Raw genomic sequence first — 25,094 nt, 5'->3', positions numbered from 1 at the left:
CAATTACTCTCGACGCATTCGAGCGATTCAGGAGTAATTGATGCAAAATTCGGTACATTTTATTCTCCAAGGTAAAGGCGGCATCGGCAAGACCTTGGTGTCGACCATCCTGGCGCAATGGATCGCGGGCAAGGACGAGACGCCATTGCGCTGCTACGACACCGACCAGGAGAACGCGACCTTCTCGCGCTACAAGGCGATGGACGTCAAGCATGTGCCGGTGATGACCGACAGCCGCACCATCGACCCCAAGCGCTTCGACGCGCTGATGATCGACATCCTGGAAGAAGACGGCAACTGCGTCATCGACAACGGCGCCAACACCTTTTCCCCTTTGATGGGCTACCTGATCGAGAACGACTGCTTCTCGCTGCTGGAGGAATCGGGCCGCAAGGTCTACATCCACACCATCGTCGGCGGCGGCGACACGCTGCACGACACCGCCATGGGCTTCGTCTCCACCGCCAAGTCGACCAAGGTGCCGCTGGTGCTGTGGGAAAACGAGCACTTCGGCCTGCTGCAATCGGCGTCCGGCAAGCAGTTCACCGAATCGCAGACCTATGCCGACAACTCGGCGCGCGTGAAGGGCCGCATCGTGCTGTCGGCGCGCAACGCCGACACCTTCGGCGCCGACATCAAGAAGATGAACACGGCCCGCCTGACCGCCAACGAGGTCAAGGAAAGCGACAAGTTCAACCTGATGGAAAAGCAGCGCATCAAGGTGGTGTTCCGCGACTTGTTCGAGCAACTCGACAAAGTGGAATGGTAAGCCGCCATGGATCAGCACAAGCTGCGCAGCCTGGTCTTTGAAAAAACCGGCGTCAAGATCGACATCGACGATCCGGTGTTCGCGCTGGTGGCGCTGAACGAGGCGGTGCTGGCCGAGACGGTCGAGCGCCACATCGCGCTGATCGACGCCGCCTCGCAGGAACTGGTGCAGCACGCCAGGGCGGCCGGCGGACTGGGCGCGCAGCAAGCCGGCGGCCGCAAGCCGGCGGTGCTGGACGCCACCAATGAACCGGCAGCCGTTGCCGGCGTGGCGAGCGCAGCCGACGCGCCGTCCGCCTACGCGCCGGCGCCCGCCGCCGGCCCGGTGCGGCCGATCGCCACCCAAACGCCGGGCATCACGCCGCGCGAACTGCGGTTGCTGGGCGCGGCCGCCGGCGTCGCCGTCCTCAGCGCGCTGCTGGTGCTCGGCGGCCAGGCGGCCTTCTTCAAGCCGGGGCTGACGGCCGAGCAAAGCGCCGCGCTGGCCAGCGCCGACAAGCTGAACAAGGCGATCCAGAAGCTGGACCCGAAAGTGCGCGAACAGCTACAGACCGAACTGCAAAAATAAGGAAGATGCATGCATTTTGAAGTCCCCAAAGCCAAGACCCTGAAGGAATTCGGCGGCGAATATTTGATGATCGTGATCAGTATCGCCACCGCGCTGGCGCTGGAGCATGGCGTGCAGACGCTGCACCACCGCCACCTGGCGCATGAAGCCGCCGTCAAGATCGACGCCGAAATCCAGATCAATGTAAAGGAGCTCGACGAAGCGCTGAGCCACAACAACGATCAGCTGAAAAAAATAAAGCTGGCGAGCGAGCAGCTGTTGGCCGGCATCAAGGGCAAGGTCGATGGCCAGCTGCTGATCAAGCAGCTGGCGCAGCAGCACAAGCTGGGGCTCAGCATCATGTCGCCGTCATTGCGCCGCGAGGCCTGGGAAGTGGCGGTCGCCAGCCAAGCGGTCAGCTGGATGCCGCAGCCACAGCTGGAGCGCTACTCCGGCATTTACGCCAATATGCGCGACGTGCAATCGATCGGCAGCAGCGGCGCCAACAACTTCCTCAACGGCGCGGGCATGTTGAACACGATCAGCGACATACAGATGGGCGACGGCGATCCCAAGGCTATCTACCGCATGCTGTCGCAGATGATCAGCGCCTACTCCAGCACCGACGGCAACCTGCAGGATCTGCGGGACAAGCTGGCCAGGTCCGCCAAGGACGCGCCGCATTCGTGAGCCGCGCCCAAATCAGCCGCCGGCCAGCACCGCCGTCGAGTAAGGCGCCAGCACTTGCCAGCCCAGGCTGGCGTACAGCGCGCGGCCGGCTTCGGTCGCCACCAGCAGGCGCTCAACATCGCCGGCCAGCGCGTCCAGCGCGCACATCACGGCGCTGGCCAGCCCCAGACGGCGATGCCCTTCCATCGTCTCGATGCGGTCGAAGATCGCCGTTCCTTCATTGAGCACCACGCGGCCCAGCGCCGCCGTCCGGCCGTCCGCGCCGGCGTAGCGCACCACATGCGCGCCATGCTCCATCCCTCGATGCATCGTGTAGCCGGCTGGCGCCGCCTGCTCCGCCATCGGTGCGCAACGGCGCATCAGATAGCGTGGCTGCTCTATCGTCCAGCGGGCCGGCAGCGCGCGCCGCAGGGTTTCCGTGTCGACCGCCGCCTTCAGGTAGATGCAGGGTTCATCGATGCGCGCCGCGCAAGCTTGCAGCGCCGGCCCCGCATCCAGGAACACGTGGCGGCGCAGCTGCTCCGGCCAGCCGACCTCGACGACCAGTCCGCCGCCATCGCGCGTCGGCGGCGGCAGGCCGCGCGCCAGGCTCCATCCGGCCAGCCAGCGCTCCAGCAGGTTCAGGTCCAGCACGGGTTCAGGCACGATGACGGAAGGGTGATTTGCCCAGCAGGGCCAGGGCGTCCTGCACGCGCCGCGCAAACGCGGACGGCTGGATGCGGTCGCCGGATTCCTGGCCGCCGATCAGGCACAGGTGCGCCAGGCGGCCCACCAGGTCGGCGTCCACCGAGGCATCAGCGCGGGTGCGGCAGGCGTTGATGGCGAACGTCAGCCGGGTCTGGTCGACGCGCTGCTGGTAGCCGGCCACCAGCGGGTCGTGGCGCGCCCAGGCGCGGATGGCGGTTTCGCGGCCCGGTTGTTTTTCGGCGGCGATCGCCAGGTAGCGTTCCAGCACCTCTTCCAGGCTGCGGCCGGCGGCCGCATGGGCCAGCATGCGGTCGGCGTAGTCGGCTTCCCACGCCGCCAGCAAGGCATGGACGAAATCGTTGCGGCTGCGGAAATGATGGTAGAACGAGCCGCGCGTCACGTTCAACCGGCGCGCCAGGCGCTCGGCCGAGATGCCGGCGTCGCCGTCGTGGTCCAGGGCATCGAAGCCCGCTGCAATCCAATGGTCACGCGTCAACACTGCTCTCACCCCGAAAACATACAGACTGTGTATGGTAGCACCGGCATGACTAGACTGCGGCTTCCTACCCCAACCATGGAGCCGCAATGAAGACCATCGCCCTCGTCGCCTTCGACAATTTCACCGACATCGACCTGTTTCTGATGTGGGATATCCTCGGCCGCAATCGCCACGACTGGCAAGTGCGCATCGTCGGCAAGCAGCGCCAGCTGCGCTCGGCCCACGGCCTGCTGGTGGACACGCACGGCGCGCTGGCCGAGGCGAACCAGGCCGACGTGGTGCTGTTCGCCAGCGGCAAGGAGGGCGTGCCGGCGGCGCTCGCCGACCCGGACTTCATGCAGGCGTTCCAGCTCGATCCGACGCGGCAGCTGATCGGCTCCATCTGCGGCGGCGCCTTCATCCTGGCGCAGCTGGGCTTGCTCCCGGGCCGGCGGGCCGCCACCCATCCCGACGCGCGCAGCGCACTGCGCGCGGCCGGCGTGGAGCCGGACCAGCGGCCGTTCATGAGCGTGGGCAACGTGGCGACGGCGGGCGGCTGCCTGGCCGCGCTGTACCTGGTCGGCTGGGCGGTCGAACGGCTGTTCGACGCCGGCAAAAGCCTGGAAACGCTGCGGCCGGTGCTGCCGGCCGGCCAGTATGAGCTGTACGAAAAAATCATCGTCTCGAGCATCCAGCAAGGGACCGACCGCTAGCCCAGGCTCGCCAGCAAATGCTCCCACAGCCGGGTGGCGACCGGGCCGTGGGCGATGTCGCGGCGGCGCGCGATCACCAGTTCCAGCTCGCTTTCACGGAAATGATTGCCGGCGATCGACAGCAGCCGTCCCTGCGCCAGGTCCTCGTCCACCAGGTAGCCGGGCATGTGGCCCCAGCCCATGCCCTGCAGGATCACCTCGCGCTTCATGAACTGGTCGGCCACGGTGCAGCGGCGCGCGCCGTCCACCACGAAATAGTCGCGCGGCGGGCTGTCGCGCGCGCTGTCGCGTATCATGCATTGCACGTAGGGCCGCATCATCTCGGGTGTGATGGTTTCGTGCAGCGGGAAATCCAGGAAGCCGGGCGCGACCACCGGCACCAGCTTGACGCGCTGCCACGGCCGCGCCTCGAAGCGCATGTCGGCCTGGTCGAGGTGGTGGAAGATCAGGTCGGCCTCGCCGCTGGCCAGCCGCTCCCACGGCCCGGACAGGGCTTCGAAATGCAGGTCGAGGCGGGTCGCCGGACACTGGGCAAAAAACTGGCGCAGCAGGCGCAAGGTGGCCGGCAAAGGGCACAGGTCGCCGATCACCACGGCCAGCCTGACCTCCTCGCCCAGCGCGATCTGCCGGGCTTGCATTTCCATCTGCCTGGCGCTGTCGAGCAGCTGCCGGGCCTGCTCGACGAAGGCCTGCCCGGCGGCGGACACGGCCACGCGATAGCCGCTGCGGTCCAGCAGCGCCAGCCCCATTTGCCGCTCCAGGCTGGCAATCGCGGCAAACACGCTGGGATGGGAGCGATGCAGGCGCACCGCCGCCTTTTGAAAGCTGCCCAGCTCGGCCACCGCCAGGAAACATGCCAACTCGTGCAGCGTAAAACCGACAGAGTTCATAAATCCTACAAAGATGGATGGAATTATTCAATTTTATCCGAATGTGTTCTTCCCTACAGTGATGCTTCGATCATCAACAGGAGAACCCTCATGCGCGCCATCCACATCGCCCAGTTCGGCGGTCCAGAACAGTTGCAACAGATTCAGCTGCCGACGCCGGTGCCGGCCAGCGGCCAGGTCCTCATCCGCGTCAAGGCGTTCGGCCTCAACCGCGCGGAGAGCTATATGCGGCGGGGCTTGTGGGGCGAGGTCGCCAGGGTGACGGGCATCGAATGCGTCGGCGAGGTGGCCAGCGCGCCCGGCACCGATTTGCGGCCGGGCCAGAAGGTCGCCGCCATCATGGGCGGCATGGGCCGCAGCATCAACGGCAGCTATGCCGAATATGTGTGCGTGCCCGCCGCCAATGTGGTGCCGCTGCGTTCGTCGTTGCCGTGGGCGGAGCTGGCCGCCATCCCGGAATCGTATGCGACCGCCTGGGCCTGCTTGCACGACAACCTCGAACTGCGGCCCGGACAGACATTGCTGATACGCGGCGCCAGCTCCGCGCTGGGCCAGGCGGCCAGCAATATCGCGACGCACTTGGGCGCGCAGGTGATCGCCACCACGCGCCGCCCGGTGCAGCTCGAAAGCGTGCTGAAGAAGAACGGCGCGCGCCACATCATCGAAGAGCAGCCCAGCGTGGCCGGCGCCGTGCGCGCGATGGCGCCGGCCGGCGTCGACGCGGTGCTCGACCTGATCGGCAATACCACCCTGCTCGACTCGCTGGCCGTGGCGGCGCGGCCGGGCCGGGTTTGCCAGGCGGGCTTCCTCGGCGGGCTGGAAGCGCTCAGCAATTTCCTGCCGCTGCAGCACTTGCCGCCGCGCGTGCAGCTGAGCTTTTTCGGCAGCTTCGCGTTCGGCACGGCCGGGTTCGAGCTGGACCGAGTGCCCTTGCAAGACATCGTCGAGCGGGTGGAACAAGGCCGGTACCACGCCCGTCCCGCCGAAGTGTTTGCCTTCGACGACATCGTCAGCGCCCACCGCTACCTGGACGCCGGCGCGGGACTGGGCAAGGCGGTGGTGCAACTCGACCAGTAGCCTGACGTCGCGTTCCATGCTAACATGTGAACACCTATTCACTTGTTAGCATTATGAGCTGCCAACACGACTATTCCGTTTGCGATCCCGCGATCGCCCAGCTGGCCGATCTGTTCCATCTGCTGGGCGATCCGACGCGCCTGCGCATCGTGTTGGCCTGCGTGGCGGCGCCGATCGCCGTCAGCGACATCGCTTCCTCGCTGGAGCTGAGCAGTTCGCTGGTCAGCCACCACTTGCGTTTGCTGCGCGCTGCGCGCATTGTCAAGTCTGAGCGCCAGGGCAAACAAGTGTTCTATTCCGCCGCCGACGCCCATATCAGCGGCGTACTCAACGATATGCTCGAACATATCGCAGAACCTTCCAACGGGAACGAAGCATGAGCAAGCACCACGATCATCACGACCACGACCACGATCACGATCATGATCACCACGACCATGACCACGATCACGCGCCGGCCAAGGCCAAAGCCAAGGCCTGCAGCCACGATCACGGGCACGACCATGGCCACGGCGGCCACCATCACCACCACGGCGACCCGAACACCATGGGCCGCGCCTTCGCCATCGCCATCGTGCTCAACACGGTGTTCGTGGCGATCGAATTCTTTTACGGTTTCCTGGCCAACTCCACCGCGCTGATGGCCGACGCCGGCCACAACCTGTCCGACGTGCTGGGCCTGATGCTGGCCTGGGGCGCGGCGATCCTGGCCAAGCGCATGCCGAACGGCCGCTATACCTACGGCCTGCGCAGCACCTCGATGCTGGCGGCGCTGTTCAATTCCATGCTGCTGATGGCGGCCTGCGGCGGCATTGCGTGGGAAGCGGTGCAGCAACTGGTGCGCCCCGAACCCGTGGCCGGCCTGACCGTGTCGGTGGTGGCCGGTGTGGGTATCCTGGTCAACGGTTTCTCGGCGTGGTTGTTCATGTCCGGCAGCAAGGACGACATCAATATCCGCGGCGCCTACCTGCACATGGCGGCCGACGCCGCGATCTCGCTGGGCGTGCTGGTGGCCGGCGTGATCGTGCGCTACTCGGGCTGGAACTGGCTGGACCCGCTGGTCAGCATGGCCATCGTCGCCATCATCGTCTACAGTACCTGGTCATTGCTGAAGCAATCGATGCGCATGATGCTGGCCGCCGTGCCGGACAACCTGGACCACGCCGACGTCGAGCAATTCCTGCGCGCGCAGCCCGGCGTGACTGACGTGCACGACCTGCACATCTGGTCGATGAGCACCACCGAAAACGCGCTGACGGCGCAGCTGGTGACGCCGGCCGGCCATCCGGGCGACGCCGCGATGGACGCCATCAGCGCGCAGCTGAAGGAGGAATTCTCCATCGACCACAGCACGCTGCAAGTGCGGCTCGGCACCACCGCCCACGAGTGCAGCCTGCAGGAGCAGCCGCACTAATGCCGTCTGACACAGGCGCTTAGTCCGCCAGGTTGGCGTACAGCGCCGTGCTCAGATAGCGCTCCCCAAAGGACGGGATGATCGTCACGATGATCTTGTCCGCATTCTCCGGCCGCCGCGCCACCTGCAGCGCCGCCCACAGCGCGGCGCCGGAGGAGATCCCCACCAGCAGCCCCTCCTGGCTGGCCGCCAGCCGCGCGGTCGCGAACGCGTCGTCGTTCTTCACGCCGATGATCTCGTCGTACACCTTGGTATTGAGCACGGCCGGCACGAAGCCCGCGCCTATGCCCTGGATCGGGTGCGGCCCCTTGGTGCCCTTGGCCAACATCGGCGAGGCTTCCGGCTCCACCGCGATGCAGCGGAACTCCGGCTTGCGCGCCTTGATCACCTCGCCCACGCCGGTAATCGTGCCGCCGGTGCCGACGCCGGCCACCAGGATGTCGACGCGGCCGTCGGTGTCGGCCCAGATTTCCTCGGCCGTGGTGCGGCGGTGCACATCGGGATTGGCGGGATTGTTGAACTGCTGCGGCATCAGGTAGCGCGGGTCGCGTTCGACCATCTCCTCGGCCTTGCGGATCGCGCCCAGCATGCCCTCGGCGCCGGGCGTGAGCACCAGCTCGGCGCCGTAGGCGCGCAGCAGCATGCGGCGCTCACGGCTCATGGTGTCGGGCATGACCAAGGTGCAGCGGTAGCCGCGCGCGGCGCACACCATCGCCAGCGCGATGCCGGTGTTGCCGCTGGTCGGTTCGAGGATGACGGTGTCGGGACGGATCTGGCCGGCCGCTTCGGCCGCTTCGATCATGGACAGGCCGATGCGGTCTTTCACGCTATGGGCCGGGTTGCAGTATTCCAGCTTGGCCAGTACCTGGGCGGTGCTGCCCTTGGCCAACCGGTTCAGCCGCACCAGCGGGGTGCGGCCTATCAGTTCGGTTACGTCGTTGGCTATCTTCATCAGGAACCTCCGAATGGGACGGAGGTTCCAGTCTACGCCTATTTGCGTCGCTTATTTCACGTCCATCAGTTCGACATCGAAGATCAACGCGGAATTCGGCGGAATGCCGCTGCCCGGCGACGGCCGTGAGCCGTAGGCCAGTTCCGACGGAATAATCAGCGTGCGTTTGCCGCCCACCTTCATGCCCTGGATGCCCTGGTCCCAGCCCTTGATGACGCGGCCGGCGCCCAGCACGAAGTCGAGCGGCTCGCCGCGCGGAATCGAGGAATCGAACAACTTGCCGTGCATGGCCTTGGCCAGCGGACGATACAGCCAGCCCGAGTAGTGCATGTAGACGGTGGCGCCGGTGGTCGCTTCCTTGCCGGTGCCGAGCTTGGTGTCGGTGACGATCAGCTGCTCGGCGGCCGGGCCGGGCGTGGCCGAACCGACCACCATCGGCGGCGGCGGCGGCACATCGGCTGGAGCGACCGGCGCGGTCGGGGTCTGCGCCTGGGCCACGGAGGCCGCCAGCGCGCACAGCATTGCTACTAATACGGAACTACGCGTCATGGTTGTATTCTTTCGATGTGGTCTGTGGATAGCACGGTCCCCGTGCCAGCGCGCACCATGATAGCAAACCCGCCAAGCCAGCTGCATAAAATCTAAATCAATCTACATCGTTTCGGCCGGCGCTACCGGCGGTTGCGCGCTGTCGGCCAGCCGGCGCAACACCTGGCTGGCGGCCACCATGCCGAAGGTGGCGGTGACCACCATGGCCGAGCCGAAACCGGCGCAATTGAGGCCGGTGACGCCGCCGGCGCGCTCGTCGCCGTCCACCGCGCATACCTCGCCGGTTTCCGGAAACTTCAGCGGCTCCATCGAGAACACGGCGTCGACATGGAACTTGGTCTTTTCGCCGCGCGGGTAGCCGTACTGGCTGCGCAGCACCTTGCGCACCTTTTTCAGCAGCGGCTCCTGCTCGGTGCGGGCCAGGTCGCGCACGGCGATCTGGGTCGGGTCGGTCTGGCCGCCGGCGCTGCCGATCAGGATCATCGGCATCGTGTGCTGGCGGCACCAGGCGATCATCGCGGCCTTGGCCTTGACGTCGTCGATGGCGTCGACCACGAAATCGTAGTGGCCGGCGCCCAGCATCTGCTCCAGGTTGTCCGGCGTGACGAAGTCTTCGATCTGGTTGACCACGCAGAACGGGTTGATGTCGGCGATGCGCTCGGCCAGCGCGCTGATCTTGGCCTGGCCGACGGTGCTGCCCAGGGCCTGGATCTGGCGGTTGATGTTGGACTCGGCGACGTTGTCCAGATCAATCAGGGTCAGCTGGCCGATGGCGCTGCGGGCCAGCGCCTCGACGATCCAGGAGCCGACGCCGCCGGTGCCGACCACGCACACGTGGGCGCTGCGGAAGCGCGCCAGCGCGCGTTCGCCATAGAGGCGGGCGATGCCGCCGAAGCGGCGCTCGAAGTCGACATCGTCGAATTGGGTAGGTGCTATGGAGTTCATGCCGACATTTTAACGGACGCCGCCGCGAAAAATATTTTAGAATGACTTTCCCACCCAGCCAGAGCGCCCTCCCATGAGCATTTCCCTGCACGACACCGCCCCCGACTTCAGCCAACCGATAGCAGTCTTGAAACATTGCCACGACCGCATACGCAAGCAATTGGAGACCCTGCAAAAACTGCTGGCCCACCTGCCCAAGCACGGCGCCGACGCCGAGGCGCAGAAAGCCGCCCAGGCGGTGCAGAAATACTTCAACCAGGCGGCCCCGCTGCACCACGACGACGAGGAACAAAACCTGGTGCCGATGCTGCAGGCGACCGCGCGCGACGCCGACGCCGCGCTGCTGGCCGAGCTGGTGCCCGGCATCCTGGCCGACCACCAGCAGATGGACAAAGACTGGCATATAATTAATTCACAACTTGAACAAATTGCCAACGGACAAGGTAGCGCCCTGTCGGCCGAGCAGGTGCAGCGCTTCTGCGACAGCTACGCCGCCCACATGGTCACCGAGGAAACCAACATCGCGCCGATGGCCAAGCGTTTGTTCAGCCCCGAGCAGATGGCGCAGCTGGGTAGCGCGATGCAGGTACGGCGCGGCATCACGCCCGATCTGCCGCAAAGCCAGGTGCCGGAGCAGCAGCAGGTGGCGGTGGTCGACGCGGTGGCGGACGGCGTGGTGCTGGCCGACCTGCGCCTCGATTACGGCCGCGCCAGTTTGACGGAACACGATGTGCTGGACGATCCGATCGCCCAGTTCGGCAAGTGGTTTGAAGAAGCCATGCGCGCCAAGGTCAACGAACCGAACGCGATGAGCGTGGCCACGGTGGACGCGGAAGGCAAGCCCAGTTCGCGCATCGTGCTGATCAAGCAGTACGACGCGCGCGGCTTTACCTGGTACACCAACTACGGCAGCCAGAAGGGCCGCCAACTGGGCGACAACCCGCACGCCGCGCTGCTATTCTTTTGGAGCGAGTTGGAACGCCAGGTACGGATAGAAGGCAAGGTCGTCAAGACCTCGATCGAAGAAAGCGACAAGTACTTTTACAGCCGGCCGGTGAAGAGCCAGATCGCGGCGATCGCCTCGCAGCAAAGCGCGCGCATCGCCAGCCGGGAACAGATGGAAGCCAATTACGATGCGGCCGCCGCAGTCGGCGGCGAGCATCCGGTGCGGCCGGAAAACTGGGGCGGCTATCGCCTCGATCCGGTGCGCATCGAGTTCTGGCAGGGACGCCGTTCGCGCTTCCATGACCGGATCGTGTATGTGAAACAGGCAGATGGAAGCTGGGTGAAGGAGCGCCTGCAGCCGTAAGCGGAGCGCCCCGTCGCGGAACACCAGACCATCGCTTGCGGTGGTCTTTTCGTTTCTGGACTCGGAGGTGTGATCGTGTTCGTACAAAACCGTCTCAGTAGCTGGATCGCCGGCATCCGCCAGCAAATCGCGCTGCCGCTGCGCATCGAATTGTGGAACGGCCAGCAGATCGACTTTTCCACCGAGGCGCCGCGCGTGACGATACGCCTGCCCAATGTGTCGGCGGCGCGCTACCTGCTGACGCCGTCGCTGTCCAACCTGGGCGCGGCCTACGTCGAGGGCGCGATCGAGGTCAGGGGCCGCGCCCACGACATGATCGCCATCGTCAACGCGCTGGCGCGCACCACGCTCAAGGCCGAGGGCAAGTTCGCCCGCATCGTGCGCAGCATGGGCCACAGCAAGCAGCAGGACGCCGAGGCGATCCGCTACCACTACGACGTCTCCAACGAGTTCTACCAGCAGTTCCTCGATCCGGCCATGGTGTATTCGTGCGCCTACTTCGAGGATGGCGACGAGGACCTGGCCAGCGCCCAGGCCAAGAAGATCGACCACATCCTGCGCAAGATCGAGCTGCGTCCCAACCAGACGCTGCTCGACATCGGCTGCGGCTGGGGCGCGCTGGTGATACGGGCGGCGCAGCAGTACCAAGCGCGCTGCGTCGGCATCACGCTGTCGGAGAACCAGTACGAGCTGGCCAAGGAGCGCGTGCGGCGCGCCGGGCTGGAGCAGCTGGTCGAGATCCGCCTGCAGGACTACCGCGACGTGCGCGGCCAGTTCGACCGCATCACCAGCGTCGGCATGTTCGAGCACGTGGGCGTCAAGCACTTGCCCGAGTACTTCGCCGCCATCCACAAGCTGCTGGCGGCGGACGGCGTGGTGATGAACCACGGCATCACCACCACCGATCCGGACAACGGCGAGACGCCCTACGGCGGCGGCGCCTTCATCGACAAATACGTGTTCCCGCAGGGTGAGCTGGCGCACATCGGCCACGTGCTGAAGGCCATGCAGCAGGGCAAGCTGGAAGTGTCCGACGTGGAAAACCTGCGCCGCCACTACGCCCGCACCTGCGCCATCTGGACCGACAATTTCGAGGCCAACACGGAACGCGTGCAGGCGCTGGCGGGCAACAAGCGCTATCGCATCTGGCACGTCTACCTGGCCGGCTGCAGCTACGCCTTCGAGCAGGACTGGATCAGCCTGTACCAGATCGTCGGCCGCAAGGCCGGCCAGCGCAGCGCGGCGCTGCCGTGGTCGCGCCGGCATATGTATCCGCAGCCGGCCGGCGTCGGCGCGCACTATGCGCTGGGCGACGGCGGCATGCCGGCGTTCACCGTGCTTCAGGAGGATGGCGGCGCGGCCATGGCGTCGATGCCGCCGGCGATCAAGTCTTTCAGCGCCACGTAGACTTCCCGCAAGGCCGGCTCCAGCCGGCCGGACGCCAGTTGCCACGGCTGGCCCGCGTGCAGCGCGGCCGACAGCTGCTCGGCCAGCGCCACCGCGCGCGCCGCGCCGAAGTTGACCAGCACGCCCTTCAGGCTGTGCACCGCGCGCGTGCTGCGCTGCAGGTCGCCCGAGGCCAGCGCCGTGCACAGCTCCTGCCACAGCTGAGGGCCGTCGTGCAGAAACAGCGCGGCCAGTTCCAGCAGCAGTTCGGCGTCGCCGTCCAGCCTTTGCAGCGCACCGCGCCAGTCCAGCAGTTGCTGGCCGCTGTCCGGCTGGTAGCGCAGCAGCATCTCGCGCAGTTGCTGGCTGTCGACCGGCTTGGCCAGGTAGTCGTCCATGCCGGCGTCCAGGCAGCGCTCGCGGTCGCCGCTCATGGCGCGCGCGGTCATCGCGATGATGGGCACGTGGCCGCCGTGCGCCGATTCGCGCAGGCGGATCTGGCGGGTGGCCGCCAGGCCGTCCAGGCCCGGCATCTGCACGTCCATCAGGATCAGGTCGTAGCCGCCCTGGCCGGCGCGCTCCAGCACGGCCAGGCCGCTGTCGACCAGCGTGACGCGGTGGCCCAGCTTTTCCAGCAGCCGCATCGCCAGCCGCTGGTTGACCGGGTTGTCCTCGGCCAGCAGCACGCGCAGGCCGCCGCGCGCGGATGCCGGCGCAGGCGCGGCTGGCGGAAGATCGCCCTCGCCCACCAGCAGGCCGCCGTCGTGGGCGCTGCGGTTCAGGTTTTGTCCCGGCGCCAGCACGGCCAGCGGCGGCAGCGGCGCGGCCTGCGCCACGCCGGTGTGCAGCAAGGGCACGGTAAAGCTGAACACGCTGCCCTGCCCCGGCGCGCTGTGGACGTCGATGCGGCCCTGCATCAGGATCACCAGCCGGCGGCAAATCGCCAGCCCGAGGCCGGTGCCGCCGTACTCGCGCGTGGTCGAGCCGTCGACCTGGGCGAAGGCTTCGAAGATCATGTGCTGCTTTTCCGGCGGCACGCCGATGCCGGTGTCGCGCACGGCGAACACGATCTCGCTGCGGTCGTCGTGCTCGGCGGCGATCGACAGCTGCACCGTCACGCCGCCCTCGCCGGTGAACTTGATGGCGTTGCCCACCAGGTTGAGCAGCACCTGGCGCAGGCGGCCGGGGTCGCCCTTCATGATGCGCGGCAGTTCCGGCGGAATCTCGGCCGCCAGCGCCAGCCCCTTCTGCCGCGCCCGCAGGCTCATGGCGCGCAGCGTGTCGCCGACCAGCTGGCGCAGGTCGAACGGCACTTCCTCGATGTCGAGCTTGCCCGCTTCGATCTTGGAAAAATCCAGGATGTCGTCGACGATGTGCAGCAGCGCGTCGGCCGAGGCCTTCACCAGCATCAGGTCGGCGCGCTGGTGGGCGTCGATGTCGGACTCCAGCACCAGCTCGGTCATGCCGAGGATGCCGTTCATCGGCGTGCGGATCTCGTGGCTCATATTGGCCAGGAATTCGCTTTTGGCGCGGCTGGCCGCCTCGGCCGATTCGACCGCGTGCTGCATGGCGGCGCGGGCGGCGCGCTGTTCGCTGATGTCGATGAAGTAGCCCAGCATATAGGACAGCCCGCCGCTGTTGATGACCTTGCGGCTGACCAGCACGTCGAGCGGCGGATCGAAGGTGGCCATGCGGCGCTCGGTGGTGACCATGCGGCCGGACGACCAGGCCAGCTCGTCTTCCTCGTGGGTGGCGGCGGCCCAGCGCGGCGTGGCGAATTGGTCGACCGTACGGCCGAGGATTTCCGCCCGCGAGCGCTGGGTGAATTCCTCGAAGCGGCTGTTAAAGCGCAGGAAGCGGCCGTCGCGGTCCTTGAGGAAGATGGGGATGGGCAGCTGGTCGAGAATTTGCTCGGTCAGCTCCTGGTGGTCGCGGGCGGCCTGGTCTTCGGACGGCGCCCGCAGCTGCACTTGCAGGTCGGCGTGCAGCTCGCGCTGCAGGCCGGCCAGGCGCGCGGTGCGCTTGTCGCGCCAGGTGCCGACGTTGCCGCGCTGCTGGCGGTTCTCCTTGCGCAGCAGCGCGTTGGCCGAGCGCAGCTGGAGCACTTCCGCCTCCATCTCGGCCAGCGCGGCCAGTTGCGGCTCCAGCAGGCGCGCCAGTTCCTGCGCGTCCAACGTCACGGGCGCGGCCAGCGCTTGCCGTATCAGGTCGACGTGGCGGTCCTGGTCCATGGCCGCGTCAGGCCGTCGGCGCGGCGGCGCCGGGCTCGTCGCGGAAGCGGGCGCGGATGGCCTGCACGTCGTCCCAGCGCTGCAGCAGCGCCTCCACGCAGCGCGGATCGAAGTGGGTGTTGCAGTTGTCCAGCAGGTGCTGGCGCGCGTCCTCCATGCTCCAGGCCTTTTTGTACGGCCGCACGCTGGTCAGCGCGTCGAACACGTCGGCCACGGCGACGATGCGGCCCACCAGCGGGATGGCCTCGCCGGCCAGGCCGCGCGGATAGCCCTGGCCGTCGTAGCGCTCGTGGTGGGTCAGCGCGATCTCGGCCGCCAGCCTGAGCATGCGCGCCTGGCAATCCTTGAGGATGTTGTAGCCGATCTCGGCGTGCTGGCGCATGACGGTCATCTCTTCCGGGTTCAGGCGGCCGGGCTTGAGCAGGATGTGGTCGGGCGTGCCGACCTTGCCGATGTCGTGCATCGGGGCGGCGTTCAGCACGTCCTGCTGCTGCTCCTCGGACTGGCCCAGCTGCTCGGCGATCAGCCGCGAATAGTGCGCCATGCGCTGGATGTGGGCGCCGGTTTCGGGGTCGCGGTATTCGGAGGCGCGGCACAGCAGCATGATGGTTTCCTGCTCGCGCGCGCGCAGCTCGGCGGTGGCCTTGGACACTTCCTCGGCCAGCCAGCTGGCGCGGTGCTGCAAGGCCAGCGTGGCGCTGCGCAACGCCAGCATGTTGCGGGTGCGGGCCAGGAACTCGACCTTGTCGATCGGCTTGATGAGGAAATCGCTGGCGCCGTTTTCCAGCGCGCGGTGGCGCACGTCGACGTCGACGCTGGCGGTGACCATCAGCACCGGCGGGCGCTGGTCGGGCGGCGCCTCCAGCCGGGCGATCAGCTCCAGGCCGTTCAGGTCCGGCATCATGTAGTCGACGATCAGCAGGTCGTAGGGATGGGCATTGCACCAGGTCAGCGCCTCGCGCGCCGACTGGAAGCTGATCGTGTTCACGTCTTTCAGTTTGTCGACCAGGCGCGACATCAGCACCAGGTTGATATGGGTATCGTCGACCAGCACCACCTTCATCCATGTCCCCTTGTTGTTTTATTTTAAGCGGTGCGCATAGGTGCTCTTGAACTTGGCGACCTTGGGCGCGACCACGAAGGCGCAATAGCTTTGCAGCGGATGCTGGCTGAAGTAATCCTGATGATAGGCCTCGGCCGGATAGTAGGTCGAGGCCGGCGCCAGTTCGGTGACGATGGGCGCGTCCCACACCCCGGCCATTTGCGCGATCACCTGGCGCGCCGTGGCTTCCTGCTGCGGCGACTGGTAGAAGATCACCGAGCGGTACTGGGTGCCGACGTCGTTGCCCTGGCGGTTCAGCGTGGTCGGGTCGTGGATGGTGAAGAAGATTTCCAGCAGGTCGCGATAACTGATGACGGCGGGATCAAATTGCAATTTCACCACTTCGGCATGGCCGGTGTCGCCGGCGCAGATCTGCTCGTAGGTGGGATCGGGCTGGTGGCCGCCGGTGTAGCCGGACTCGACATGGACAACGCCCTTGACGCGCGCAAACACCGCCTCGGTGCACCAGAAGCAGCCGCCGCCCAGATAGGCCGTTTCGAGCGCCGTGCCCGGCGCGGACTGACTCGTCATGACTCCCTCGCGTAGAAGAATGCCCATGGGTTCACTGTAACGCAAACCACGCCAATACGCTATCGCACGGTAAACTTTGGCATAATGGCTGAAAAGTCACAGGTCCACCATGCACACTCGTTCCCCCCGCGCCGACCAGCGCCCCTTCGATACCAGCCATTTTCGCCAGGCGCTGGGCCAGTTCGCCACCGGCGTCACCGTCATCACCACCCGGCTGGCGGACGGCACGTTCCGCGGCCTGACGGCCAGCTCCTTCAATTCGGTGTCGCTGGACCCGCCGCTGGTGCTGTGGAGCCTGGCGACCACGGCCAACAGCATGCCCATCTTCACCGGCAATTCGCATTACGTCATCAATGTGCTGTCGGCCGACCAGGCGCACCTGGCCAAAAAGTTCGCCACGCGCGGCATCGATCCTTGGGAAAACACCGAATACGAGCTGTCGCGCACCGGCCAGCCCATCCTCAAGGGCGCCTCGGCCTGGTTCGAATGCCACAACCGCAGCCGCTATCCGGAAGGCGACCATGTGATTTTCGTCGGCGAGGTCGAGCTGTGCGAGTTTTCCCCCTCCCCGCCGCTGATTTTCCATAGCGGCCAATTCGGCAGCCTGGGCTAAAAACGGAAATTGGTGTCGCCATTTGAAAAGCCGTTACGGTGGCCGCGGCATAGAATGCGGGCAGCCTTCACCAATTTTCATAATGAGAGACCACTATGAGCCAAGCCCGCGCCCAATTCCACTGGGATGATCCCCTGCTGCTGGACCAGCAACTGACCGACGACGAGCGCATGGTGCGCGACGCCGCCGCCGCCTATTGCAAGGACAAGCTGGCGCCGCGCATCCTGGACGCCTTCCGCCACGAGAAGATGGACACCTCGATCTTCCGCGAGATGGGCGAACTGGGCCTGCTGGGCCCGACGATTCCGGAACAGTACGGCGGCCCCGGCCTGAACTACGTGGCCTACGGCCTGATCGCGCGCGAAGTCGAGCGCATCGACTCCGGCTACCGTTCGATGATGAGCGTGCAGTCGTCGCTGGTGATGGTGCCGATCTACGAGTTCGGCACCGAAGAGCAAAAACAGAAATACCTGCCGAAACTGGCCACCGGCGAGTGGATCGGCTGCTTCGGCCTGACCGAGCCCAACCACGGTTCCGATCCGGGCTCGATGATCACCCGCGCCAAGAAGGTGCCGGGCGGCTACTCGTTGAGCGGCGCCAAGATGTGGATCACCAACTCGCCGGTGGCCGACGTGTTCGTGGTCTGGGCCAAGGACGATGAAGGCGCGATCCGCGGCTTCGTGCTGGAAAAAGGCATGGCCGGCCTGAGCGCCCCTGCGATCCACGGCAAGTTCGGCCTGCGCGCTTCGGTGACCGGCGAGATCGTGATGGACAACGTGTTCTGCCCGGAAGAGAACGCCTTCCCGGACGTGCGCGGCCTGAAGGGTCCGTTCACCTGCTTGAACTCGGCACGCTACGGCATCGCCTGGGGCGCGCTGGGCGCGGCCGAGGATTGCTGGCACACCGCGCGCCAGTACGTGCTGGACCGCCACCAGTTCGGCCGTCCGCTGGCCGCCAACCAGCTGGTGCAGAAGAAGCTGGCCGACATGCAGACCGAGATCACGCTGGGCCTGCAAGGCTGCCTGCAGCTGGGCCGCATGAAGGACGCCGGCACGGCGGCGGTGGAAATCACCTCGATGATGAAGCGCAATTCCTGCGGCAAGTCGCTGGACATCGCCCGCGTCGCGCGCGATATGCTGGGCGGTAACGGCATCTCGGACGAGTTCGGCATCATCCGCCACATGGTCAACCTGGAAGTGGTCAATACCTACGAAGGTACGCACGACATCCACGCGCTGATCCTGGGCCGCGCCCAGACCGGTATCCAGGCGTTCCAGTAACCCCCAAAACCTGGGGTCTGACCCCGCCCCGGGTCGGGGTGGGCGTAAAAAAACCGCCAGCACTGAGCGCGATCTTGAGCGCGTTCAGGCTGGCGGTTTTTACGTTTACAGCTTAGAAGCCCTTGAAGTTGTAGCCGATGCTGACGCTGACGGCCAGCGGATCGAGGCGCACGTCCTGGGTCTGACCGGTCGAGAAGTGCACTACGCTCTTGAGCTTGGTTTTGATGACGGTGGCGTCGATGAACCATTTCTCGTTGATCTTCACCGTGCCGCCGATCTGGTAGCTCATCGCCCACTTGTCGTCCAGCTTGAAGGTGGTGCCCGGGCCGCCGGTGTTGAGCAGCGCGGTCAGCTGGCCGGAGCCGGTCTCTTTCTGGAACATCGCATAGGTGAGGCCCAGGCCCACGTACGGACGGAACATCGAGTTGGCCGGCAGGAAGCGGTACTGGATGAAGGCGGTCGGCGGCAGCACTTCCGAGGTGCCCAGCTTGCCCGTGCCCTGGATGGCGCCCGCGCCGACCAGGTCATGCTTGTACGGCAGGCCCAGGTCCAGCTCGGCCGAGATGTTATCGGTCAGCATGTAGGCGATCGCGAAGCGCGGCTTGGTGTCCGAGCCGACGTCGGCCTTGGTGCCCGGCAGCGCCGGCGCCGACACATCGCCCGAATCGACTTTCGGCGTGATCTTGTTGATGCCCAGCGTGCCCAGCCAGGTGCCCTTGGTCTGTTGCGCCGATGCGGCCGAGGCCACCGTCAGTGCGGCGGCCAGCGCCAGCAGTTTTACCGTGTTCTTCATATCGTCTCCTGATTTATTGTGTTGTGAGTCCGGCAGCCGCCCGCCCGGAGGCGGCGGCTGCCTGCGACGACTGAATTACAGCCAGCCCTTGACGACCAGCTTCTCGGCCACGTAGCGGGCCAGCAGCAGGTTGTTGAACGGCGTCGGATGGACTTCGTCGGCGAAGGACCAGTGGCTGATGTCGCCGGCCTTGACGTTGCCGGCGTTGCACGTCAGCGAGCTGCCCAGCGGGTTGGTCGGCGCGGTCAGGTTGCAGGCAGGCTCGGCTACGTTGGTCAGGCCGTACGGGCCGGGGTTGGTGGCCTGGTCATGGCTGACCGAGAACACGTCGACGATCAGCACTTTCGATTCCGATGCCAGGCCGGTGCTCAGCGCACCGTTGAAGGCGCTCACCATGGCGTTGATCAGGGCCTGCGATTCCGGCTTGGCGCGGCCGGACGGCGTGGTGGCCACGTCCGGCAGGTTGTTGACGGTGACGTAGTTGGCGCCGTTGGCGATGATCTTGGTCTTGACCAGGTTGGCCAGTTCGGTACCGGCGGTGGCCATCGCGGCGATCAGCTCCGGACCGTGGGCGGCGGCATAATCAGCCCCTGCCTTGGCGCCGGCGGCGTTGCCGGCGGCAGTGCCGGCGGCGGTGGCGTCGGCCGTGGCCTTGGCCACCATCGGGCCCCAGACCGCTTGCGCAGCGACCGCCGAATTGCCCGGCTGGACGGCGGCGGTGCCGATCGCGACCTGGGTGATGCTGGTCTGGGTGCTGCCGCTGCGGGCCGCTTCCGTTTGCGCTGCCTGGCCGATGGCGGCGGCGGCGGCTTGCGGGGTGGTGGCGCCGGCGGCCAGCTGGCCTACCAGGCTGGTGACGTAAGCGGCGGCGCCTGCCTCGGCGCCAGCCTTGGCGCCGGCAGCGGTGCCGGCCGCCGTGGCATCAACGCTCAATTTGGTCAGATTGAACAGCGCGTCGTTGCCGCCGGCCATGACGAACACCATTTCATCGCCCTTGAACTTGCCGCCGACGGCTTTCAGGTGGTTGTCGATCTGGGTGGTGACGGGGATGGTCAGCGCGCCCAGCGGGCTGCCGGTCAGCTTGTTGCCCGGGCCGACAGGGTTGGTCACGCGGGCGCCGCCCTGGGCGTAGCCGTAGCAGTTGGCGTGGGCCGTCGGCGTTACCGAGAAACCTTTGGTGGCGTCGCCGTCGAGGCCGGTGAGCGCCGCGCACGGGGCCGCAACGCCCAGCTGGGCGGCGACCAGTTCGGTCCAGTTCTTGCCGGTCAGCGTGGAGACGGTGGCGGAGCTGTCGCCATTGATCGTAAATTTGCCACCCTTGAGCTGGGCTACCGTGCCGACGGCGTAGGAGCCGACGTCGGACAGGCTGTCGCCGAACGAAACCTGGCTGCTGTACTTGTTCTTGATGGTCTGATCGCCGGGCTTGGGATCGGTTCCGCCGCAACCCGCAAGAACGGCCAGGGTCATTGCCGCAAGTGCAAATTTAGTATGACGCATGTTGTCTCCTAGAAAAATTCTTTTATAGTGTGATACGAACGGCCGTGCTATTCGCAACCCAACTAATATGCCAGCCTTATCCGGGAATGTATAGGGGAGCACATAAAAACCCCCTGTATGTGTGGCTAAAAAGAACGGTTGCTCGGCTGTATTTTCATAGAGACAACTTACCTCAAAATCGATTTCACCGGCTTGGTGCAGAATCGAAGAAGTTTCTTGCTTCGCGGAGGCAGAATGGGGCGACCAGGCCGGCGTGATAGGAGTCATTGACGGCCTTGTCGGCGGCGGCGGACGAGCCAGTACCGGCCAGCACGGACAGGCGCAGCACCTGCTTGGCGGCGGCGAATTCGGCGCGCGTGGCGCGATACGGCACCAGCAGCGCCGAATCGTCGACGTCCAGCACCGTCAGCAGGCCGGAAGCCATGCTGCGGGCGGTGAAGTAGTCACTGGTGGCGTCGGTATTGGCGAACGGCACCACCGGATCTTCGTTGCCGCCGCACAGGAACAGCGGCACGGTCGGCGTGTAGGTGCGCAGGTCGTTCCTCAGCAGCCATTTGCGCAGCGGCTGGGCCGGCGAGCAGGCCAGCGGCGCGCCGCGGCTGGCGTTGCAGGGGTTGGCCTTGAGGTCGGCCAGGTAGCCGTTGCGGTAGCTGGTCTTCATCAGGTGGTCGGCGCCGAAATAGGAGGCGTAGCCCGGCGCCTGCGGCAAGGAATCTTGCGCGAACAGCACATCGTTCGGCAGCTTGCCGGCCGCGACCAGGTCACCCAGGCCCTGCGTGCCCGGCAGCAGCGTATCGATGCCGGTGGCGTACTTGGCTTCGTAGATATCGTCCAGGCTGTTGTAGATGGCGGCGCCGGCGCGCTGGCCGGCGTTGATCAGCATCGGCAGGAAGCCGCTGGACCCCATGGTCGGCGCGCCGCCGTAGATGCCGTCGCCGAATTGCAGCAGCGCATACGGGCCGGACATCGGCGCCGCCGCCGTCACCGTGAATTCGCTCGAGTACTTGATCTGCATCGCACGCTGGGTGGCCAGCGCCACGAAGCCGCCTTGAGAGTAACCACTCACCATCAGCCGGCTGGAGGCGTTGGCGCTGATGCTGCCGAACACGCTGCGGGCGGCGCGCAAGGCGTCGACCATGTCGTTGGATTGCTGGTCGGCGTCCAGGTAGGCGTGGTAGGCCAGCGACGAGCCGGCATAGCCGGCGTAGTTCGGCGCCACCACGATGTAGCCCTGGGTGGCGAACATCGCCGCCACCAGCAGCGCCTCGGTGCCGGACAGGTTGGCCATGTCGGTGGTCTTGCGCGGCGACGTGCCGTGCGCATACAGCATCACCGGACGGGCGCCCTGGCAGGCCGGGTTGCTGCCGGACGGCACGATGATGGCGGTGCTGGCGTCGGTGTCGGCCGCCACCGAATCGACGGTGTGGTACTTGAGGGTGTAGGTGGTGACGGCGCAGGTCGGCGTGCCGGTCATGGAACTGCCGAGGGTGATGGCGCCATCGACCAGTTTCTTCATGACGGCCGGATCGATGGTGTTGGCCATGGCGCCGCCGCCGATGGCGGCCGGCACCAGCGTGGCGCCGCCGATGGGCACGCCGCGCAGCTGGACCGGCTGCTGCGTCACCACGTTGCCGCCGGTCTGGTTGCCGGCGGAACCGCCGCCGCCACAGCAGGCCAATAAAACGACGAGGGAAATCAAGGAAAAACGGGCGGCGTTAAACATGGCGCATCCTTGAATAAGGTGCGGGGCGCAAAATTGCCCCTGCTGATAGGTCAAGATTGCCGGAATCTTTTTTTTCCCGGCAACGCTTTAGCTTAGCAGGAAAGTAATCTCATCGCATGTGGTATCGCAACGCCCACGTCTCATTTTGTCAGCAGGGACGCGATCACGCCGGCCGAGCCGAACACCGAACGACGCAGGCGGTCGTTCACTCCCAGCCATTGCGCACCTTGCGGCGGGGTCTCCACCAGGATCAGGTCGGAGCCGGTCTGGTCCATGTCGCGCAGCGCGGCGTAGAGGCCGTAGGCGTAGCCGGCCGGATCGGCGGGCAGCATGCATTGCGGCTGCGGCTGCGCCGGCAAGGCGTGGCTGATCAGCGCGACCTTGACGCCGCGCGCCTGCAGCTGCGCCAGCGCGGCCGTCAGCTCGGCTTGCGCCAGCATGGTGACCGGGGTGCGCGGCGCGTAGTGCGATTCCAGCGTGCCGGAGGCGCGCGGGGCGGCCTGGTCCGGCGCGGCCGGCAGCGCACCGATGACGTCGGCGATCTGCTGCGCGCTGATGTGGCCGGGACGCAGCAGCACCGGGCCGTGCGTGGCCAGGCGCGACAGGTCGACGATGGTCGATTCGATGCCGACCTGGCTGGCGCCGCCTTCGAGCACGGTGCTCAGCAGCGCGCCGCTGCAGGCCTCGCCGTCGGTGGCGCCGTCGTCCCGCTCGTCCAGGCCGAACTCGTCGCGCACGTGCTGCGCGGTGGTCGGGCTGACGTTGCCAAACTTGTTGGCCGACGGCGCGGCCACGCCGCCCTTGCCGCCCTTGAAGGCGCTCAGCAAGGCGATCGCGACCGGATGCGACGGGCAGCGGATGCCGACCGTATCCTGGCCGCCGGAGACGGCGTCGGGAATGTGGCTGGCGCGTTTCAAAATCAGCGTCAGCGGTCCCGGCCAGAAGGCGGCCACCAGCTGGCGGGCTTCCTGCGGGATGTCGGTGACCCAGTAGTCGAGCTCGGCGCCGGGGGCGACGTGGACGATCACCGGGTGGTCGTTCGGACGGCCCTTGGCCTGGTAGATGCGGGCCACGGCCGCCGGGTTCTCGGCGTCGGCGCCCAGGCCGTAGACGGTCTCGGTGGGGAAGGCGACCAGGCCGCCCTCCTCCAGGATCGCCGCCGCCGCCGCGATGGCGGTCTGATCGGCTACCGTTGCGGCCGGCTGCTTCACGGTGCCGCCTTGTCAATCACCAGGATGGCGCAGGCGGCGTCGAGCTGCTGCTGCGCTTGCGCCAGGGTCGGTGCGATGAAGGTCAGGTGCCCCATCTTGCGGGCGCGGCGTGGATCGTCCTTGCCGTACAGGTGCAGGCAGGCGCCCGGCAGCGCCAGCACCTGGTCCCACGCCGGTTCGCGCGTGGTATCGCTGTCGTCGGTGAACCAGACGTCGCCGAGGATGTTGAGCATCACGGCCGGCGAATGCTGGCGCACATCGCCCAGCGGCAGCCGCGCCATCGCGCGCACCTGCTGCGCGAACTGGCTGGTGACGCAGGCGTCCATCGTGTAGTGGCCGCTGTTGTGCGGACGCGGCGCCATCTCGTTGACCACCAGGCTGCCGTCGGTGAGCACGAAGAATTCGATGCACAGCACGCCGACATAACCGAGCTCGGCAACAATGGCTTGCGCCGCCTGCTGCGCGACCCTGGCGCTGGCTTCCGACACGTTCGGGCCCGGCACGGTGGTGGTGAACAGGATGCCGTCGCGGTGGACGTTCTCGGCGATCGGATAGACCACCGACTCGCCGTCGGCGCCACGGGCGGTCAGCACCGAGACCTCGTAGGCCAGCGGCAGCATCTTCTCCAGCAGGCAGGTGACGCCGTCCATGCTGTCGAAGGCGGCGCGCACGTCTTCGCGGCTGCGCACGCGCACCTGGCCCTTGCCGTCGTAACCCATGCGCACGGTTTTCAGGATGCCCGGCAGCAGGTCGTCGCCGATGGCGGCGATGTCCTCATGCGAGGCGATCACCTTGTGCGGCGCCGGCATCACGCCCGACCTGGACGCGCAATCGACGAAGAAGCGTTTCTCGGCGATGCGGTCCTGCGCCACCGACACGCCGTGCGCGTTCGGCGCGACAAACACTTGCTGCGCCAGGCGCGACAGGCTGTCGGCCGGCACGTTCTCGAATTCGGTGGTGACGGCCAGGCATTGCGCGGCCAGCGCGTCGAGGCCGGCGGCATCGCTGTAGCCGGCTTCAACCAGGCGCTGCGCGACCTGCCCTGCGGGACAATCGGCCGCCGGTTCCAGCACGGCCACTTGATAGCCCATGCTCTGCGCGGCCTGGGCGAACATGCGGCCCAGCTGGCCGCCGCCCATCACACCCAGCCAGGCTGGCGGATTGGCGGCTGGAAGCAGGGGTTGCAACTGAGGTGAAAACAATTTACTCATTATTCCAGCGGTAAAGTCATGGCCTTGGCGGCTTCGGTTTGCGTGATGCGGAATGCTTCCAGCTTGTCGGCCAGCGCGTCGTCGTTGGCGGCGATCATGGCGACCGCCGTCAGCGCGGCATTGGCGGCGCCGGCTTCGCCGATGGCGAAGGTCGACACCGGCACGCCCTTGGGCATCTGCACGATGGACAGCAGCGAATCCTCGCCGCGCAGATACTTGGACGGCACCGGCACGCCCAGCACCGGCACGATGGTCATCGCGGCCACCATGCCAGGCAGGTGGGCGGCGCCGCCGGCGCCGGCGATGATGGCGCGCAGGCCACGGGCGCGGGCGCTCTTGGCGTAGGCGTACATCTCGTCCGGCATGCGGTGCGCGGAAATGACTTGCGCTTCAAACGGCACGCCGAACTGCTTGAGGATGGCGACCGCGTTCTGCATCACGTCCCAGTCCGACGACGAACCCATGATGACGCCGACCAATGGCTTGTTCTGATCCAT

Annotated in this window: 26 protein-coding genes; 11 read left to right on the top strand and 15 right to left on the bottom strand. The window is 66.5% G+C overall.

Annotated features, from left to right (window positions below; genetic code table 11):
- Positions 1-40 precede the first annotated feature (40 nt).
- From RUGAMON1_RS17810 to RUGAMON1_RS17800, 3 genes are read left to right on the top strand one after another with little or no spacing between them, the layout of a single operon-like run.
- Positions 41-769, top strand: a complete 729-nt coding sequence (locus RUGAMON1_RS17810; RefSeq protein ID WP_445231757.1) for a P-loop NTPase family protein — start codon at positions 41-43, stop codon at positions 767-769.
- A gap of 6 nt (positions 770-775) precedes the next feature.
- Positions 776-1,336, top strand: a complete 561-nt coding sequence (locus tag RUGAMON1_RS17805) for a hypothetical protein (RefSeq protein ID WP_445231756.1) — start codon at positions 776-778, stop codon at positions 1,334-1,336.
- 9 nt (positions 1,337-1,345) lie between these two features.
- Positions 1,346-2,005, top strand: coding sequence for a hypothetical protein (locus RUGAMON1_RS17800; RefSeq protein WP_445231755.1), 660 nt, complete (start codon positions 1,346-1,348; stop codon positions 2,003-2,005).
- A gap of 12 nt (positions 2,006-2,017) precedes the next feature.
- On the opposite strand, the gene RUGAMON1_RS17795 is transcribed toward RUGAMON1_RS17800, so the two are convergent.
- A complete protein-coding gene (locus RUGAMON1_RS17795) occupies positions 2,018-2,650 on the bottom strand; it encodes a GNAT family N-acetyltransferase (protein ID WP_445231754.1) in 633 nt (210 codons plus the stop codon).
- Positions 2,643-3,191: a TetR/AcrR family transcriptional regulator gene (locus RUGAMON1_RS17790; RefSeq protein WP_445231753.1), complete on the bottom strand. Its 549-nt coding sequence runs from the start codon at positions 3,189-3,191 to the stop codon at positions 2,643-2,645. The genes RUGAMON1_RS17795 and RUGAMON1_RS17790 overlap by 8 nt, the downstream gene beginning before the upstream one ends.
- An 86-nt stretch (positions 3,192-3,277) precedes the next feature.
- Here RUGAMON1_RS17790 and RUGAMON1_RS17785 point away from each other — a divergent pair, with 86 nt between their 5' ends.
- Entirely contained in the window at positions 3,278-3,883 is a 606-nt protein-coding gene (locus RUGAMON1_RS17785) for a DJ-1/PfpI family protein (RefSeq protein ID WP_445231752.1), read from the top strand.
- On the opposite strand, the gene RUGAMON1_RS17780 is transcribed toward RUGAMON1_RS17785, so the two are convergent.
- Positions 3,880-4,773: a LysR family transcriptional regulator gene (locus RUGAMON1_RS17780; RefSeq protein ID WP_445231751.1), complete on the bottom strand. Its 894-nt coding sequence runs from the start codon at positions 4,771-4,773 to the stop codon at positions 3,880-3,882. The two genes, RUGAMON1_RS17785 and RUGAMON1_RS17780, sit on opposite strands and share 4 nt — an antisense overlap.
- A gap of 90 nt (positions 4,774-4,863) precedes the next feature.
- Here RUGAMON1_RS17780 and RUGAMON1_RS17775 point away from each other — a divergent pair, with 90 nt between their 5' ends.
- From RUGAMON1_RS17775 to RUGAMON1_RS17765, 3 genes are read left to right on the top strand one after another with little or no spacing between them, the layout of a single operon-like run.
- A complete protein-coding gene (locus RUGAMON1_RS17775) occupies positions 4,864-5,850 on the top strand; it encodes a zinc-binding dehydrogenase (RefSeq protein WP_445231750.1) in 987 nt (328 codons plus the stop codon).
- Positions 5,851-5,903: 53 nt separating this feature from the next.
- On the top strand, positions 5,904-6,230 hold the full coding sequence (locus RUGAMON1_RS17770) for an ArsR/SmtB family transcription factor (protein ID WP_332853957.1): 327 nt from the start codon (positions 5,904-5,906) through the stop codon (positions 6,228-6,230).
- Positions 6,227-7,264, top strand: coding sequence for a cation diffusion facilitator family transporter (locus RUGAMON1_RS17765; RefSeq protein WP_445231749.1), 1,038 nt, complete (start codon positions 6,227-6,229; stop codon positions 7,262-7,264). The genes RUGAMON1_RS17770 and RUGAMON1_RS17765 overlap by 4 nt, the downstream gene beginning before the upstream one ends.
- 19 nt (positions 7,265-7,283) lie before the next feature.
- On the opposite strand, the gene cysK is transcribed toward RUGAMON1_RS17765, so the two are convergent.
- The 3 genes from cysK to tcdA all read right to left on the bottom strand — a co-directional run bounded on the left by cysK (position 7,284) and on the right by tcdA (position 9,710).
- A complete protein-coding gene (gene cysK / locus RUGAMON1_RS17760) occupies positions 7,284-8,216 on the bottom strand; it encodes a cysteine synthase A (RefSeq protein ID WP_445231748.1) in 933 nt (310 codons plus the stop codon).
- A gap of 51 nt (positions 8,217-8,267) precedes the next feature.
- Positions 8,268-8,738 carry an FKBP-type peptidyl-prolyl cis-trans isomerase gene (locus RUGAMON1_RS17755; protein ID WP_445231772.1) on the bottom strand — a complete coding sequence of 157 codons (471 nt, stop codon included), beginning with the start codon at positions 8,736-8,738 and terminating at the stop codon, positions 8,268-8,270.
- Between the two features lie 129 nt (positions 8,739-8,867).
- Positions 8,868-9,710: a tRNA cyclic N6-threonylcarbamoyladenosine(37) synthase TcdA gene (tcdA, locus tag RUGAMON1_RS17750; RefSeq protein WP_445231747.1), complete on the bottom strand. Its 843-nt coding sequence runs from the start codon at positions 9,708-9,710 to the stop codon at positions 8,868-8,870.
- 73 nt (positions 9,711-9,783) lie between these two features.
- Here tcdA and pdxH point away from each other — a divergent pair, with 73 nt between their 5' ends.
- Together pdxH and RUGAMON1_RS17740 are read left to right on the top strand one after the other, a co-directional pair.
- A complete protein-coding gene (pdxH, locus tag RUGAMON1_RS17745; protein WP_445231746.1) occupies positions 9,784-11,019 on the top strand; it encodes a pyridoxamine 5'-phosphate oxidase in 1,236 nt (411 codons plus the stop codon).
- A 75-nt stretch (positions 11,020-11,094) separates the two neighbouring features.
- Positions 11,095-12,426, top strand: coding sequence for a class I SAM-dependent methyltransferase (locus tag RUGAMON1_RS17740; protein WP_445231745.1), 1,332 nt, complete (start codon positions 11,095-11,097; stop codon positions 12,424-12,426).
- Here the strand turns inward: RUGAMON1_RS17740 and RUGAMON1_RS17735 are convergent.
- From RUGAMON1_RS17735 to msrA, 3 genes are read right to left on the bottom strand one after another with little or no spacing between them, the layout of a single operon-like run.
- Positions 12,360-14,636: a PAS domain-containing hybrid sensor histidine kinase/response regulator gene (locus RUGAMON1_RS17735; protein WP_445231744.1), complete on the bottom strand. Its 2,277-nt coding sequence runs from the start codon at positions 14,634-14,636 to the stop codon at positions 12,360-12,362. The two genes, RUGAMON1_RS17740 and RUGAMON1_RS17735, sit on opposite strands and share 67 nt — an antisense overlap.
- Before the next feature lie 7 nt (positions 14,637-14,643).
- On the bottom strand, positions 14,644-15,699 hold the full coding sequence (locus tag RUGAMON1_RS17730; protein WP_445231743.1) for an HD domain-containing phosphohydrolase: 1,056 nt from the start codon (positions 15,697-15,699) through the stop codon (positions 14,644-14,646).
- Between the two features lie 18 nt (positions 15,700-15,717).
- Positions 15,718-16,269: a peptide-methionine (S)-S-oxide reductase MsrA gene (gene msrA / locus RUGAMON1_RS17725; RefSeq protein ID WP_445231742.1), complete on the bottom strand. Its 552-nt coding sequence runs from the start codon at positions 16,267-16,269 to the stop codon at positions 15,718-15,720.
- Positions 16,270-16,378: 109 nt separating this feature from the next.
- On the opposite strand from msrA, the gene RUGAMON1_RS17720 reads away from it, so the two are divergent.
- The gene (locus RUGAMON1_RS17720; RefSeq protein WP_445231741.1) at positions 16,379-16,882 is read left to right on the top strand and encodes a flavin reductase family protein; all 504 of its coding nucleotides are present in this window, start codon (positions 16,379-16,381) and stop codon (positions 16,880-16,882) included.
- 95 nt (positions 16,883-16,977) lie between these two features.
- Positions 16,978-18,162: an acyl-CoA dehydrogenase gene (locus RUGAMON1_RS17715; RefSeq protein WP_152841027.1), complete on the top strand. Its 1,185-nt coding sequence runs from the start codon at positions 16,978-16,980 to the stop codon at positions 18,160-18,162.
- Positions 18,163-18,274: 112 nt separating this feature from the next.
- Here RUGAMON1_RS17715 and RUGAMON1_RS17710 read toward each other — a convergent pair whose 3' ends face one another.
- The 6 genes from RUGAMON1_RS17710 to purE all read right to left on the bottom strand — a co-directional run bounded on the left by RUGAMON1_RS17710 (position 18,275) and on the right by purE (position 25,094).
- The gene (locus tag RUGAMON1_RS17710) at positions 18,275-18,955 is read right to left on the bottom strand and encodes an OmpW/AlkL family protein (RefSeq protein ID WP_445231740.1); all 681 of its coding nucleotides are present in this window, start codon (positions 18,953-18,955) and stop codon (positions 18,275-18,277) included.
- Positions 18,956-19,030: 75 nt separating this feature from the next.
- Positions 19,031-20,452, bottom strand: coding sequence for an SGNH/GDSL hydrolase family protein (locus RUGAMON1_RS17705; protein ID WP_445231739.1), 1,422 nt, complete (start codon positions 20,450-20,452; stop codon positions 19,031-19,033).
- Positions 20,453-20,636: 184 nt separating this feature from the next.
- Positions 20,637-22,175 (bottom strand): alpha/beta hydrolase, encoded by a 1,539-nt coding sequence (locus RUGAMON1_RS17700; protein WP_445231738.1) that lies wholly within the window; start codon positions 22,173-22,175, stop codon positions 20,637-20,639.
- A 140-nt stretch (positions 22,176-22,315) separates the two neighbouring features.
- Positions 22,316-23,386: an L-threonylcarbamoyladenylate synthase gene (locus tag RUGAMON1_RS17695; protein ID WP_445231737.1), complete on the bottom strand. Its 1,071-nt coding sequence runs from the start codon at positions 23,384-23,386 to the stop codon at positions 22,316-22,318.
- A complete protein-coding gene (locus tag RUGAMON1_RS17690; protein ID WP_445231736.1) occupies positions 23,383-24,597 on the bottom strand; it encodes a 5-(carboxyamino)imidazole ribonucleotide synthase in 1,215 nt (404 codons plus the stop codon). Before RUGAMON1_RS17690 ends, RUGAMON1_RS17695 begins: the two co-directional genes overlap by 4 nt.
- On the bottom strand, positions 24,597-25,094 hold the full coding sequence (purE, locus tag RUGAMON1_RS17685) for a 5-(carboxyamino)imidazole ribonucleotide mutase (protein WP_445231735.1): 498 nt from the start codon (positions 25,092-25,094) through the stop codon (positions 24,597-24,599). Before purE ends, RUGAMON1_RS17690 begins: the two co-directional genes overlap by 1 nt.

The organism is Duganella rhizosphaerae, from assembly GCF_040364205.1.
In the GTDB taxonomy this organism is placed as follows: Bacteria; Pseudomonadota; Gammaproteobacteria; order Burkholderiales; family Burkholderiaceae_D; genus Rugamonas; species Rugamonas rhizosphaerae.
The sequence above is the reverse complement of the archived record's forward strand: the minus strand, read 5'-3'. Positions and strand labels throughout refer to the sequence as shown.